Annotated in this window: 13 protein-coding genes and 1 pseudogene; 6 read left to right on the forward strand and 8 right to left on the reverse strand. The window is 63.8% G+C overall.

Features of this window, described 5'->3' with window-relative positions; genetic code table 11:
* Window positions 1–523: pseudogene (locus tag WA702_RS16705) on the reverse strand (hypothetical protein); the annotation flags it as partial.
* Window positions 524–974: 451 nt separating this feature from the next.
* Window positions 975–1,217, reverse strand: coding sequence for a hypothetical protein (locus WA702_RS16710; protein ID WP_425111650.1), 243 nt, complete (start codon window positions 1,215–1,217; stop codon window positions 975–977).
* A 313-nt stretch (window positions 1,218–1,530) separates the two neighbouring features.
* Between WA702_RS16710 and WA702_RS16715 the strand changes: the two genes are divergently transcribed.
* The gene (locus WA702_RS16715; RefSeq protein ID WP_425111651.1) at window positions 1,531–1,884 is read left to right on the forward strand and encodes a DUF6481 family protein; all 354 of its coding nucleotides are present in this window, start codon (window positions 1,531–1,533) and stop codon (window positions 1,882–1,884) included.
* A gap of 179 nt (window positions 1,885–2,063) precedes the next feature.
* On the opposite strand, the gene WA702_RS16720 is transcribed toward WA702_RS16715, so the two are convergent.
* A complete protein-coding gene (locus WA702_RS16720; protein WP_425111678.1) occupies window positions 2,064–2,309 on the reverse strand; it encodes a pentapeptide MXKDX repeat protein in 246 nt (81 codons plus the stop codon).
* A gap of 507 nt (window positions 2,310–2,816) precedes the next feature.
* Here WA702_RS16720 and dctP point away from each other — a divergent pair.
* From dctP to WA702_RS16735, 3 genes are read left to right on the forward strand one after another with little or no spacing between them, the layout of a single operon-like run.
* A complete protein-coding gene (gene dctP, locus WA702_RS16725) occupies window positions 2,817–3,839 on the forward strand; it encodes a TRAP transporter substrate-binding protein DctP (protein WP_425111652.1) in 1,023 nt (340 codons plus the stop codon).
* Window positions 3,836–4,384, forward strand: a complete 549-nt coding sequence (locus tag WA702_RS16730) for a TRAP transporter small permease (RefSeq protein WP_425111653.1) — start codon at window positions 3,836–3,838, stop codon at window positions 4,382–4,384. Before dctP ends, WA702_RS16730 begins: the two co-directional genes overlap by 4 nt.
* Window positions 4,381–5,739, forward strand: coding sequence for a TRAP transporter large permease (locus tag WA702_RS16735; protein WP_425111654.1), 1,359 nt, complete (start codon window positions 4,381–4,383; stop codon window positions 5,737–5,739). Before WA702_RS16730 ends, WA702_RS16735 begins: the two co-directional genes overlap by 4 nt.
* 60 nt (window positions 5,740–5,799) lie before the next feature.
* On the opposite strand, the gene WA702_RS16740 is transcribed toward WA702_RS16735, so the two are convergent.
* From WA702_RS16740 to WA702_RS16755, 4 genes are all read right to left on the reverse strand, one after another.
* Window positions 5,800–6,711: a hydroxymethylglutaryl-CoA lyase gene (locus tag WA702_RS16740; RefSeq protein WP_425111655.1), complete on the reverse strand. Its 912-nt coding sequence runs from the start codon at window positions 6,709–6,711 to the stop codon at window positions 5,800–5,802.
* Between the two features lie 11 nt (window positions 6,712–6,722).
* The gene (locus WA702_RS16745) at window positions 6,723–8,729 is read right to left on the reverse strand and encodes an acetyl/propionyl/methylcrotonyl-CoA carboxylase subunit alpha (RefSeq protein WP_425111656.1); all 2,007 of its coding nucleotides are present in this window, start codon (window positions 8,727–8,729) and stop codon (window positions 6,723–6,725) included.
* A 2-nt stretch (window positions 8,730–8,731) separates the two neighbouring features.
* Window positions 8,732–10,339, reverse strand: coding sequence for a carboxyl transferase domain-containing protein (locus tag WA702_RS16750; RefSeq protein WP_425111657.1), 1,608 nt, complete (start codon window positions 10,337–10,339; stop codon window positions 8,732–8,734).
* Between the two features lie 209 nt (window positions 10,340–10,548).
* Window positions 10,549–10,854 carry an ETC complex I subunit gene (locus WA702_RS16755; protein WP_425111658.1) on the reverse strand — a complete coding sequence of 102 codons (306 nt, stop codon included), beginning with the start codon at window positions 10,852–10,854 and terminating at the stop codon, window positions 10,549–10,551.
* A gap of 224 nt (window positions 10,855–11,078) precedes the next feature.
* On the opposite strand from WA702_RS16755, the gene opgC reads away from it, so the two are divergent.
* Window positions 11,079–12,302, forward strand: coding sequence for an OpgC domain-containing protein (opgC, locus tag WA702_RS16760; protein WP_425111659.1), 1,224 nt, complete (start codon window positions 11,079–11,081; stop codon window positions 12,300–12,302).
* Between the two features lie 19 nt (window positions 12,303–12,321).
* Here the strand turns inward: opgC and WA702_RS16765 are convergent, their stop codons facing one another.
* Window positions 12,322–13,353, reverse strand: a complete 1,032-nt coding sequence (locus WA702_RS16765; protein ID WP_425111660.1) for a VOC family protein — start codon at window positions 13,351–13,353, stop codon at window positions 12,322–12,324.
* Window positions 13,354–13,480: 127 nt separating this feature from the next.
* Between WA702_RS16765 and WA702_RS16770 the strand changes: the two genes are divergently transcribed.
* Window positions 13,481–13,867 (forward strand): hypothetical protein, encoded by a 387-nt coding sequence (locus WA702_RS16770; protein WP_425111661.1) that lies wholly within the window; start codon window positions 13,481–13,483, stop codon window positions 13,865–13,867.
* Window positions 13,868–13,899: the final 32 nt, after the last annotated feature.

A 13,899-nucleotide genomic window follows, 5' to 3' on the forward strand; every position in this document is an offset into this window, starting at 1 on the left:
GACCCGGGTCATACGCAGCATCGGGCGCATAGACCACGTCGTCGGCAAAGTCCTCCGAGACATAGGCCGGCGGGCCTTCCATCGGCTGCGGATAATAATACCAGACGCCGCCGACGTCCCACCACCAGCCATTGCGGCCGTCGTGGACCTCATGACGCCAACGGCCCCCTTCCCAGCCCATCCGGCCGCGATACGGATGGCCGCCGAAACTGTGCGCAGCGATGGCCCCGTGCATGAAGCGCGCATCGGGACCGCGGCCCACGACGGGGCCCGGGTGTCCCGGCCCTGCGGCATGGAAACCGGCCGGCCCGCCCGGATGCCCCGCAACCGGGCCGCCCGGATGTCCGCCAACTGGCCCGGCCGGATGTCCCGGAGCAGGTGCAGGCCGTGCAGCCGGCGCTCCTCGCGGAGCCGGCCCGCCCGGACCGTGGTGTTCCGGCTCCTGGGCTTGCGCGGACAGCGACGCCGCTGCCAGCAGGGACACCATCGGCAGCACCAATCTTGTTCGGCTGAATGCAGTCATTCTCGCCTACCCCTCACCTTAGCCGTGCCGAAGCACTCAAATCATCGAATTCATTGTCGTGGCGATCGGACGCCGCAGCAACACTCTCAACCGCCGGGAGCTGTTACAAATCGGTAAGATCGCGACAATTTTGCGGCCCGGGGCACCGTCAGCGGGCCGGCTCGATCGTGTTGCAATTGGTCCGGCCGGACATCAGGCAGTCCTGCAGCCGACTGGCCGAGCCGAGGTTATGGGCGAGCCATAGGCCAAAGGCGAGCATGGCGGCTGCGACCAGGAGGCCGGCGATAGCGCCTCGCCGGCCGGAATCGGTTGGAACAGGCCCGGGATGAGCAAGCTTTGGCCGACCAGGCTTTGCTGGACCAGGCTTTGCTGGACCAGGCGTTGCTGGGCTAGGCGTCGCTTGACCAAGCTCGGGCTGCCCCGGTGCGGGTTCAGTCATCGCCCCGTCCCGTCAGACCGGACGCCAGACGACCGGCTCCTTCGGCGAGGCCCTGACAGCGGGGACCTCGGGCTGCACCCTGGTACAGCTGGTCACCCAGACGATGCGCCGGCATTGCCAGTCCGCGCCCAGGAGGTTGCTCGCCACGGTGACGGGACGGGCAAAGACGGCGGTCATGATACAGGCGCTGGCGGCCAGCGCTGCCGCTGCAACGGCGAGCGCAAGGCGTCTACGCCGCGACGGTGACGAGGTCATGACGGTACTCCTTCGAAAAAAGCGGGCATGATGCAGAATGAAGCCGCGCCGCGCTTATTCCTGTGAACCGGTTCACAACCGGCTGACCACCATCACGTGACGGGTGCCTCAGATAGAGATTCGAAAGCGGTTTGCAAGCATCTCACGCCACCCATGTGCGCGAACGTGCGATAAACAATTGTCATCCGCATGGGAGACAATGTAGATACCCGTGCTTGTCGCGCCGAGCTGCTTGATATGCACATGGCAAAGCGGTTATTTGACGGGCAAATCAGTCCCACACCAACATCAGATCAGACGAAGACGACGTTCGATGAGCGCATTCAAGCAACCCGGTTTTGCCGACCGCCAGAAGGCGGCGGAAGAGGCACGCAAGAGCCTTCTGAACAAATTTCGCGCGCAGCCCCGACCGGATGATCCCGAAGTCGTGAAAAGGCGCGAGGAGCGCGAAGCCGCGGCAGCTCGCCGTGAACAGGCTCGCCTGGAGCGTGAGGCCGCCAAGGCCGAAGAGAAGCGCCACCAGGAAGCGGCTGCGGCGGAGGAAGCCGCCCGGCTTGCGCGTGAGGCACAAGAGACTGCCGCCCGGCAGGCCGAGGCGGAGGCCGACCAGAAGGCCAAGCGTGACGCACGCTATGCGGCACGCAAGGCACGCGGCAAAAAGAAGTAGCCCGGAACGTAGCCGGCGACGCTGCCATGATCAGCGTCGCGCCTCGTCATTCCGTCTCCAGTTTCGATTCCTTCCATTTTCTGTTGGCAGGCCGAGTGCAATATTGCATCGGCCTGCTGCTGAAATGGCGAGGTGATCGTGCGCGGGCCCGTCGATGTCGGATACGGCGCGACGCGACCTCATTTCTTCATCATGCCGTCGTCTTTCTTCATGCTGTCCTTGGACATGGCATCGCCCTTGTTCATGCCGTCCTTCGACATGGTGTCCTTCGACATGGTGTCCTTCTTCATGCTGTCGTGAGACATCGTCTCCTTCTTCATGGCGTCGTCCTTGCCCATCTTGTCCTCTGCGAAGGCGACCGGAGCCAGCGCGACGTTGAGCGAGAAAGCCGCGGCAGAGAGGCCGAGAATGAAGCGGGTGGTCATGATGAGGTCTCCCAAGACATGAGGGTTGATCGCGACATTAGTGCCGCTCCCCTGCTCGACGTATCGGCATGACCATGTGTTACGTCGTGTCAGATTCTTTTTGTCGGAGGATCGCGCGCAGCGCGGTCGATCACAGCCAATCTCGTTACAGTTGTATTTCGTCACAGTTGTATCAAATCCGGTCACTCGCGCGGCCTGCGCACAACCGTCGGCATGTGCGGTGATAGCGGAGCGACGAAGGCCGATTAGCCGGCCGTTTTTGCTGCCTTGCGCGCCCGAATCCGCCGGGTTCGACACAATTTCGCCCGTGATCAGCATGTTAGTGAATGAGTAAGCAAGCCGGTTTGATCGCGGCGGGTGCGCCGCAACAAATTGTCGCTTCCCGTCAGTTGGACCTCGAACGATGCGCGCTCATCGACTAGAGGTATTTCCAACCGAACCGGCTGATCGCGCTCTGTCGCCGGATGGGCCGGCGAAACCAATCAGAAGTTGTCCAGGGGAAAACTCATGCTCTCACGTCGTCATCTCATCGCATCGGCATTCGCTGCGCCCGCCATCCTCCGCTTCGGAATCGGAGCGGCGCAGGCTGCCACCACCCTGAAGATCTCGCACCAGTTTCCGGGCGGCACCATCGACAAGGGCGATTTTCGCGATCGGCTCTGCCGGATGTTCGCCGAGGAAGTGAAGAAGCGCTCGGGCGGCGATATCTCCGCCGAGATCTATCCGAACTCCTCCCTGATCAAAACCAACGCGCAGTTCTCGGCGATGCGCAAGGGTGCGCTCGACATCAGCCTCTATCCGATGCCCTATGCCGGCGGCGAAGTGCCGGAGACCAATATCGGGCTGATGCCGGGCCTGGTGACGACCTACGACCAGGGCACGCGCTGGAAGACCTCGCCGGTCGGCAAGGCGCTGTCGGACTTCCTCGCCGACAAGGGCATCATCCTGCTCACCTGGGTATGGCAGGCCGGCGGCGTCGCGAGCCGCTCGCGCGGGCTGGTCGCCCCCGAAGACGCCAAGGGTCTCAAGGTGCGCGGCGGATCCCGCGAGATGGACATGGTGCTGCAGACGGCCGGCGCCTCAGTGCTGTCGGTGCCATCAAATGAAATCTACACCGCGATGCAGACCGGAGCTTGCGACGCCGGCCTCACCTCCTCCACCAGCCTGATCTCGTTCCGGCTCGAAGAGGTCTCCAAATCCCTCACGTCCGGCGCCAAGGCATCCTACTGGTTCATGCTGGAGCCTCTGATGATGTCGAAGTCGATCTTCGACGCTCTGCCGAAGAACCACCAGGATATCATCCTCGCCGTCGGCGCAGAGCTCGAAGCGTTCGGCCGCAAGGGCGCGCAGGACGACGATATGGAAGTCGCCAGCGTCTACCAAAAGGCCGGCGCGACCGTGACCGAGCTCGACATCGCCACCGTCAACAAATGGCGCGACATCGCCCGCGACACCGCGTGGAAGGACTACGGCGCCAAGACCAAGACCGCCGCGAACCTGCTGAAGCTCGCGAACGACGTCGCAGCATGATGCACGGTCCGCTTCCGGGCGAGACCACGACCCATATCCCCGCCGGCACAGGTCCGTTGGCGGGGATCGCGCGTGGCCTATCCTTGCTCAATCGTATCATTATCGTGTTTGCCGCACTCGCGCTGATCGCGGCCTGCGTCATATTGAGCTACAGCGTGATCGGCCGCGCCCTGTTTCAGGCCGCCAACTATTGGCAGGACGAGGCCGCTGTTTTCCTGCTGGTCGGCGCGACCTTCATGACCGCAGCCTATGTGCAGGAGCAGCGCGGCCACGTCAGCATCGAGGCCTTTGTTGGTCTGCTGTCGCCCAGAGTGAACCGTATCCGGCTCTGGATTGTCGATGTCGCGACCTTCCTGTTCTGCGTCTTTTTCACCTGGAAGTCGTGGACGCTGACCTACGAAGCCTGGGATGACGGCCAGGTCTCCAATTCGATGTGGTCGCCGCCCTTGGATATCCCCTATGGCCTGATGGCTGCCGGCATGACGCTGCTCTGCGTGCAATTGCTGCTGCAGATTGTGATGTCGCCGACCGGAGCCCGTCGATGAGCGTGTTTGGAATTGGCCTGTCTTACGGCATCGCCACGCTGTTTGCGATGTTTGCAGGCATGCCGATCGCGTTCGCGCTCGGCGCCGTCGCCGCGGTGTTCATGGCGATCTACATGCCCGCAGCCTCGCTCGATACGGTGACGCAGAACGTCTATGAGGAGATGGCGTCGATCACGCTGCTGTCGATCCCGCTCTTCATCCTGAAGGGCGCCGCAATCGGCCGCTCGCGGGCCGGCCAGGATCTCTACTCGGCCTTGCACGCCTGGCTGCACCGCGTCCCCGGCGGTCTCGGCGTCGCCAACGTGTTCGCCTGCGCGCTGTTTGCGGCGATGGCGGGCTCCTCGCCGGCGACCTGCTCGGCGATCGGCTCGGCCGGTATTCCGGAGATGCGCAAGCGCGGCTATTCCGGCGGCTTTGCGGCCGGCATCATCGCAGCCGGCGGCACGCTCGGCATCCTGCTGCCGCCCTCGATTACCATGATTTTGTTCGCGGTCGCGGCCGAGAAGTCGCTCGGACGTCTGTTCCTGGCCGGCATCGGACCGGGGCTTCTGCTGGTCTCGCTGTTCGGCGGCTATGCGGTGATCCGCTTTCGGCGGGAATATGCGGCGGCAAAAGTCGCGTATGACAAGGGCGGCGCCTGGTCGTCGATCCTGGCCGAGGACGATTTCACCATGGCGCAGCGCTTCTCGGTGCTGCCGCGGGTGATCCCGTTCGTGCTGCTGCTCACCGGCGTCATGATCGCGCTCTATGGCGGCTTCGCCACGCCATCGGAGACGGCCGGCCTCGGCGGCATCCTGGCGCTGGTGCTGATCGCCCTGATCTACCGGGTCTGGCGGCCGACCGACCTCGCGCCGATCATGAAGGCCACAATACGTGAATCCACCATGCTGATGCTGATCATCGGCATGTCGCTGCTCTATTCCTACGTGATGAGCTACCTGCATATCTCGCAGTCGGCGGCCGAATCGATCGTGGCGATGCATCTGCCGCGCTGGGGATTGCTGTTCGCGGTTCTGGCGATGGTGATCTGCCTCGGCTTCTTCCTGCCGCCGGTGTCGATCATCCTGATGACCGCGCCGATCATCCTGCCGCCGCTGCGTGCGGCGAATTTCGACATCATCTGGTTCGGCGTGGTGATGACGATCGTGATGGAGATGGGGCTGATCCATCCGCCGGTGGGGTTGAACATCTTCGTTATCAGGAACGTCGCACCCGACATTCCCCTGAGCGAGGTGATCTGGGGCACGCTGCCGTTCGTGCTGTTGATGATGGCCGCGGTGCTGCTGCTCTGTTTCGTGCCGCAGATCTCGACCTTGCTGCCGGACCTGGTCATGGGCGTCGACGCGAGCCGCTAGCGCGGCTGGCGAATGCCGAACAAGGAATAGCGAATAGAGGTTCTTCCCTATTCGCCATCGCTACTCGCTATTCGCTCTCTTCCTTTTCGCATTCAGCGCCGAGGCGACGCGGCTGACCGGCGGCCGGTCAATCAGGCGGCTGATCTCGTTGGTGGCGGCGAGCAGCTTGGACATGTCGACGCCGGTCGTAATCCCCATGCCTTCGAGCATGTAGACGACGTCTTCCGTGGCGACATTGCCGGTCGCGCCCGGCGCGAACGGGCAGCCGCCGAGACCACCGGCGGCAGCGTCGATCACGCGAACGCCCTCCTCCATGCCGGCATAAAGATTGGCCAGCGCCTGGCCATAGGTGTCATGGAAATGCATGGCGAGATGCGCGACCGGCACATCGCCGGCAACCGCGCGCAGCATCGCCCGCGCCTTGTCGGGCGTGCCGACGCCAATGGTATCGCCGAGCGAAATCTCATAGCAGCCGAGATCCCACAGCGCCTTGGCGACATCGACCACGGCCTGCGGCTTGATCTCGCCCTCATACGGGCAGCCGAGCACGCATGAGACATAGCCGCGCACCTTGATGCCGTCGGCCCGCGCGCGGGCCACCACCGGCTTGAACCGCTCCAGCGATTCCTCAATTCCGCAATTGATGTTGGCGCGCGAAAAACCTTCCGAGGCCGCCGCGAACACCGAGATTACCATGGCGCCGGCGGCCCGCGCCGCCTCATAGCCCTTCACGTTCGGTACCAGTACGTGGAATTCGCCCGGAAGCTGCGCGACGCCGCGCATCACCTCGTCCGAACCGACCATCTGCGGGATCGCCTTCGGCGACACGAACGCGCCAACCTCGACCGTCTTCAGGCCTGCATCGACCAGCGCACGCACGAAGGCGATGCGATCAGCCGGGCTGACTGGCGTCTTCTCGTTCTGCAGCCCGTCACGCGGGCCCATCTCGATGATACGGACGCTGTCGCTCATGATGACCTCGCTTAAGCTGAGGGTTCGACTTCCGCGAGCTCGACGCCTTCCTGCACGATGTCGCCGACCTTGCACTTGATCGCCTTCAGCACGCCGGCGAACGGCGCCCGCAAGGTCTGCTCCATCTTCATGACCTCGAGCGTCAGGATCGGTGCGCCCTTCTCCAGGGTCTCGCCTACTTCGGCCAGCAGCGCCACAACGGTGCCGGGCAGCGGTGCGACGATCTTGTCCTCGCCGCCCTGCTCCTCGTCCTCGCCGCCGAACGGGTCGATCCAATGCAGGTCGAAACGGCCATTGCGGGTGCGCAGATAGAGCTCGTGGCCGTCGACCATGGCGACGACATGGGACTTGAGACCATCGAGCACAAGGTCGAATCCGCCACGGCCCGACGCAGCCTGGGTGAAGGACCAAGCATGTTCCGCGATCACGAGGGTCGACCCTCCGTCCCCATAGGACAATGTGATCGTCTGCGGTTCACCTCCGGCACGATCGCGGAACACGAACACGCGCTGCCGCGTGCCGACTGGCATCCAGCCGGAGTTGCGCCAGGGCGACACCGGTTCGCCGGCGGACTTCACCTGTTCGTCGGCCAAAATGGCAGCGACGGCGGCGCAAAGCTCCAACTCGCCGGCCGCCGGCGACGCCGCGGTCAACGCTTGCAGTTCGCGCTCGATGAAGCCGGTGTCGATGGTGTTGGCGCCGACACTGGGGTGAGTGACCAGCGCTGACAGGAACGCGACGTTGGTGACGATGCCGCGGACGTCGGTCTCTTCCAGCCCGCGATCGAGCCGCGCAATCGCAGCCTCCCGCGTCGGCGCCCAGGCGATCATCTTGGCGAGCATGGCGTCGTAATAAGGCGAGACGGCATCGCCCTCGCAATAGCCGGCATCGATGCGCAACCCACCGGACTGCTCCGGCAGCCGCCAGGTCGTGATGCGGCCGACCGAGGGCATGAAGTTCTTCGCCGGGTTCTCGGCGTAGACCCGCACCTCGATGGCGTGCCCGTTCAACCGGATCTCGTCCTGCTTCAGAGGCAGCTTTTCACCGAAGGCGACACGCAGCTGCCATTCGACCAGATCGACGCCGGTAATCAGCTCGGTGACGGGATGCTCGACCTGCAAACGCGTGTTCATCTCGATGAAGAACACGTCCTTGCCGTCGGAGACGAACTCGATGGTGCCGGCGCCGACATAGTTCACCGCACCCGCGGCGCGGCGTGCCGCCGCGCACACCGCCTCGCGCTGCGCGGCATCGAGCGTCGGTGACGGCGCTTCCTCGACCACCTTCTGATGCCGGCGCTGCAAAGTGCATTCGCGCTCGAACAGCGAGACCAAATTGCCGTGGCTATCGCCGACGATCTGCACTTCGATGTGGCGCGGGTTCTGGACGTATTTTTCGATCAGCATGCGATCGTCGCCGAACGCCGCCTTGGCCTCGCGCTTGGCACTGGTCAGCGCTGCCGGCAGCTCGGCCGCAGCGTTCACCACGCGCATGCCGCGGCCGCCGCCGCCGGCCGAGGCTTTCACCAGCACCGGGAAGCCGATCCGATCAGCTTCCTTCGCCAGCATGGCCTCGTCCTGCGCCTCGCCGTGATAGCCCGGTACCAGCGGCACCCCGGCCTTTTCCATCAGCGCCTTGGAGCCGGACTTCGAGCCCATCGCGGTCATCATCGCGGGCGTGGGTCCGACGAAGACGAGACCTGCCTCGGCGCAGGCCTGCGCGAATTCGGCATTTTCCGACAAGAAGCCGTAGCCGGGATGCACAGCCTCGGCGCCAGTCTGGCGCGCGGCCGCGATCAGCCGCTCGATGTTGAGATAGCTGTCACGGGCCCGCGCCGGTCCCAGCAGCACCGCTTCATCGGCGAGCGCGACATGCATCGCGTTGCGGTCGGCCTCGGAATAAACCGCGACGGTCTTGATTCCCATCGCGCGCGCGGTCTTGATGACGCGCACGGCGATCTCGCCGCGGTTGGCTATCAGGAGCTTGCGGAAGCGCCGGTACAATGCGGGATGGGCCATCATCACATCCTGAACAGGCCGAACCGGGTCGGTTCGATCGGCGCATTGGCAGTAGCGGAAAGGCCGAGCCCCAGCACCAGGCGCGTGTCGGCGGGATCGATCACGCCGTCATCCCACAGCCGCGCGGTGGCGTAATAGGGATTACCCTGGCTCTCATATTGCGCGCGGATGGGGCTGCGGAATTGCTCTTCCTCCTCGGCCGCCCAGCTCTCGCCCTTCGCTTCGATATTGTCGCGGCGAACCTGGCTCAGCACCATCGCCGCCTGCTCGCCGCCCATCACCGAGATGCGCGCATTCGGCCACATCCACAGGAAGCGCGGCGAATAGGCCCGCCCGCACATGCCGTAATTGCCGGCGCCGTAGGAGCCGCCGATCACCACCGTGAACTTCGGTACTGATGCAGTTGCGACCGCGGTCACCAGCTTGGCGCCGTCGCGCGCGATGCCGCCGGCCTCGTATTTCTTGCCAACCATGAAGCCAGTGATGTTCTGCAGGAACACCAGCGGAATACCGCGCTGGCAGCACAGCTCGATGAAGTGCGCGCCCTTCAGCGAGCTCTCGCTGAACAAGATGCCGTTGTTGGCGATAATGCCCACCGGATAGCCCCAGATATGCGCAAAGCCGCACACCAGGGTCTGACCGTACAGCTTCTTGAACTCGTCGAACTCGGAGCCGTCCACCACGCGCGCGATGATGTCGCGCACGTCGAACGGCTTGCGGCCGTCGGCCGGCACCACGCCGTAGATCTCCTCCGACGCGAACAGAGGCTCCCGTGCCTTGCGCATATTGAGCTGATTGCGCGATCCCGCCGGCTTCAGCGTTTCGACGATCCGCCGCGCGATCCCGATCGCATGGGCATCGTTCTGCGCGTAATGATCGGTGACGCCGGATTGCCGCGAATGCACGTCGGCGCCGCCGAGCTCTTCCGCGCTCACCACCTCGCCGGTCGCGGCCTTGACCAGCGGCGGACCGCCGAGGAAGATCGTGCCCTGATTGCGTACGATGATGCTCTCATCCGACATTGCCGGCACATAGGCACCGCCTGCCGTGCACGAGCCCATCACGATCGCGATCTGCGGAATCCCTTGAGCCGACATCTGCGCCTGATTGTAGAAGATGCGGCCGAAATGCCGTTCGTCCGGGAATATCTCATCCTGCAGCGGCAGGAAGGCGCCGCCGGAATCGACCATGTAGACGCATGGCAGATTGTTCTGTCGGGCAATGTCCTGCGCCCGCAGATGCTTCTTCACGGTCATTGGGTAATAGGTGCCACCCTTGATGGTGGCATCGTTGGCGACGATGACGCATTCGCGTCCGGCAATGCGTCCGACCCCCGTGACGATGCTCGCCGAATGCACGTCGCCACCGTAGAGGCCGTAGGCCGCGAGGGGCGACAGCTCGAGAAACGCCGTGCCGGGATCGAGCAGGAGATCGACGCGCTGGCGCGCCAGCATCTTGCCGCGCGCGAGATGGCGCTTGCGCGCTGTCTCGCCGCCACCGCCGGCAACCTGGCCGAGCTTGTCGTTGAGATCGGCGACCAGCGTGCGCATGGCATCAGCGTTGCGCGCGAAATCGGAGGAAGCGGGATCAATGCTGGAATGGAGCGGCATGGCCTTCAGCTGTGTCGGGTGCCGCACGAAGCACGGCGCTGGTTTAGCCGCATGGTGGCACTGCCCTGCGCCGCAGGGCAACCCTGACTTTCAGGATGGGGGCGGCACCAACGAAAACGCATGACCTGTCGAAATCCCGCAGCAAGGGATCTCGACGGACTCGAGCTTCATCATTTAAATGCGACGGGATGGCTGCAGCACGACCAGGGTCAGTGCGTCCAAGGCTCGCCGCGCCGGAAGGCAAAATTGTCGGCATAGGCGACCTGCCGCTTCACGGCCTCCTTCGGCTCGATCACCTGGTAGGCGATGCCTTTGCGCTCGCAATAGGCGATCGCCTCTTCCTTGGTGGGAAAGCGCAGCGTGACCTGCTGTTTCATGTCGGAGGACGAGGTCCAGCCCATCAGCGGCTCGATCGCGCGCGGCTGCTCCGGCTCGTAGTCGAGCTGCCACTCACGGGTCTTCGCCTTGCCGGATTGCATCGCGTTCTTGGCCGGCTTAAAAATGCGTGCGGTCATCGGTGGACAGGACCTTTCGGGGCGGCAGTAAAGCGCGTGGCGGAAACCTCCGGGATGGGCTAGAGGCACCTTTCGGGAATTTGATCGATGATTCCCACCCTGGATGCTACCTATTTCCCGCCCCGTATAGTCATTCTGCCGCTTCCTGACAATCTTGGATGACTGGCACGGCGGCCCCATACTTCTGGACGCTCTTCACTCCAACGGTACGTCGAAGCCCGCCCATGAAAATTAATGCCACCCTTCCGGAGAAGGGCCGCGATCTCCGGCTCGACCTGTTCCGCGGCATCGCGAACTGGGCGATCTTCCTCGACCATATCCCGGACAATGTGGTGAATTGGGTCACGACGCGAAATTACGGGTTTTCCGACGCCGCCGACCTGTTCGTGTTCATTTCCGGATACACCGCCTCTTTCGTGTATGCACGAATGATGATCGACCGCGGGTTCCTGGTCGGCGCCACCCGGCTGTTCAAGCGGGTCTGGCAGCTCTACGTCGCCCATATCGTGCTGTTCGTGATCTACATTGCCGCCATCAGCTATCTGGCGACCCGGTTCGGCGATTCCGAGATCATCGATGAATTCAATGTCGCCGGCTTGGTGGACCACGCTACCGAGACGCTCGGCCAGGGCCTGATCCTGAAGTTCAAGCCGGTCAATCTCGACGTGCTGCCGCTTTACATCGTGCTGATGGGTTTCTTCCCGCCGGTGCTGTGGATGATGTTGCGCAAGCCCGACCTCACCATGGGCGCCTCCATTCTGCTGTGGCTGACGGCACGGCATTTCGGCTGGAATTTCACCGCATACCCCGCCGGCACCTGGTACTTCAATCCTTACGCATGGCAGGTGCTGTTCGTGTTCGGCTCCTGGTGCGCGCTCGGCGGTGCGCGCAAATCGATGGCGATCATCATGGCGCCGGTGACGCTGTATTTCTGCCTGGCCTATCTCGCCTTCGCGCTGATCATGACCATGGCAGGACGCTTTCCGGACTTCGGAGCCATGTTTCCGCAATGGCTCTACGCGGCCTTCAACCCGAACGACAAGACCAACCTGGCGCCCTACCGCTTCCTGCATTTCGCTGTCATCGTGGTGCTGGTGATCCGGTTCGTGCCGAAGACCTGGTCGGGCCTGGAATGGCGGGCCTTCGACCCGCTGGTGGTGTGCGGCCAGCAGTCGCTCGCCGTGTTCTGCGTCGGCGTGTTCCTGTCCTTCGTCGCGCATTTCACCCTGATGATGAGCTCCGGCTCGCTGCTCGCACAGATCCTGGTGAGCACGGCCGGCATCGCTATCATGACCACGGTCGCCTATTACATTTCCTGGTCGAAGCGGCAGGACAAGCCGGCCGGGAAGCCCGCGCCCAAGCCTGCGGAAGCCAAGCCTGCGGAAGCCAAGTCTGCGGAAGCCAAGCCTGTGGAGGCGAAGCCCGCGGCCGAGCCCAAGCCGGCCTGATCGCCGGCTCGGGGGCACCTCAGCGCTTCGAAGGTGGGCGCTTCGCAGCCGGCTCGGGCAACGACCCGCGCCGTTCGATCATGCGGCCACGTGACGTAAAGCCACCCCATTCGGCCGCCCAGCCGATCTCGAACGGCGGAGCATCAGCCGACGTGGCGCCGGGCCGCTCACCTTGCACTGCAAACATTGCCCCCTGCGGATCGATACATCGCGCGATCCAGATTCCGTTGGGCTGCTCGATCGGTCCCTGCACCACTTTGCCGCCGAGCGCCGCCAGATGCTGCAGCGCCACATTCAGATCAGCGACGTTGAAATAATAGAGCCAGAACGGGAACGGCGCTCGCGGCAGCTTGGTGAACATGCCGCCAAGCGTGTCGGCACCCATGGCGAACAACTGATAGGTGTCGTTGAGGGCGGCGTCGCCGCCCACCGTCTGCCAGCCGAACAGGCCCTCATAAAAGGCGAACGCCTGCCTTCGCTCGGCAGCCAGCAACTCATGCCAGCCGACCCGCCCGATCCTGTCCCGATCGCGTTGGGGCACTGCGATGGTCGGTCCTTCCACCAGCGCCAACGTGGCGGTCTGAGGATCGGCGACGATGGCGATGCGGCCGATATTGCTTGCGGTCGGCGGGACGTAGACCGTGCCGCCCAGCGCCGTCAGACGGCTCACACTGGCGTCGAGATCGTCGACCGCGACGTAGCCAGCCCAGCGCGGCGCTGCACCACGCGCAATCCCCTCGGGTGGAAGCGCCATCAGCCCGCTGACGGGTGCGCCGTCCGCTGTCAGCACACGATAGGCGAACCTGGCGGTCGAAGCGTCCCGCACCTCCCAGCCGAGGACCTGATGATAGAACGCTGCTGCTGATGCGATGTCGGTGGTGAGGAGCTCGTACCAGACGAAATGCCCTTGCTCGGCGATCATGTCCTCATTTTCCACTGAACTTCTGTCCGCTCTCATGTCACTAATAATACGCAAACTGGTGCGCGCGCGACGCCTGCATGTCATGCTGAATGTGGCGTTTTGCTGAAACGAGCCACGCGCGATATTCATAAAGATGAATGGAATCGCGATGTTACGTTACGCGAGAAACTTCTCGCGTCTTGCGTGATTTATAGGTGCAGCGTACTGTAAACTGGGGCGGATCGACACAAACCTTTCGAAGGATGGAGGATAGACGATGGCACAAAAGAAATCAGCTTCGACGCGGAAGCGCGCGGCGAAGGTCGCCGTGCCCGCACTGGGCGCTGCAGGGTTGACTCTCTCCCTGGTCGGCGCCGCCACGGCGGCCACTGCGCCGACCGCGGCCGACGCGCCGAAGACGCTCGACCTTTCCGCAACGCACCCGATCACGCTGGGTGAGGAAGAGCTCGCCGATACCAGCCTCGCCACCTTCCATCTCTTCGACAAGGAGAATGTGGGCGGTGAGAAGGTCATGGAAGCCCGCGGTTGCGGCGGTTGCCGTGGCTGTGGTGGTTGCCGTGGCTGTCGTGGTTGCCGCGGCTGCGCCGGCTGCCGCGGATGCGGCGGCTGCTGCCTCTCCTGGGGTGGTTGCCGTCTTTGCTGATCTGCCCAACGTCAGGTCTTTGATCACTGGTT

Origin of the sequence: Bradyrhizobium sp. (assembly GCF_049798375.1) — a bacterium.
Lineage (GTDB): Bacteria > Pseudomonadota > Alphaproteobacteria > Rhizobiales > Xanthobacteraceae > Bradyrhizobium.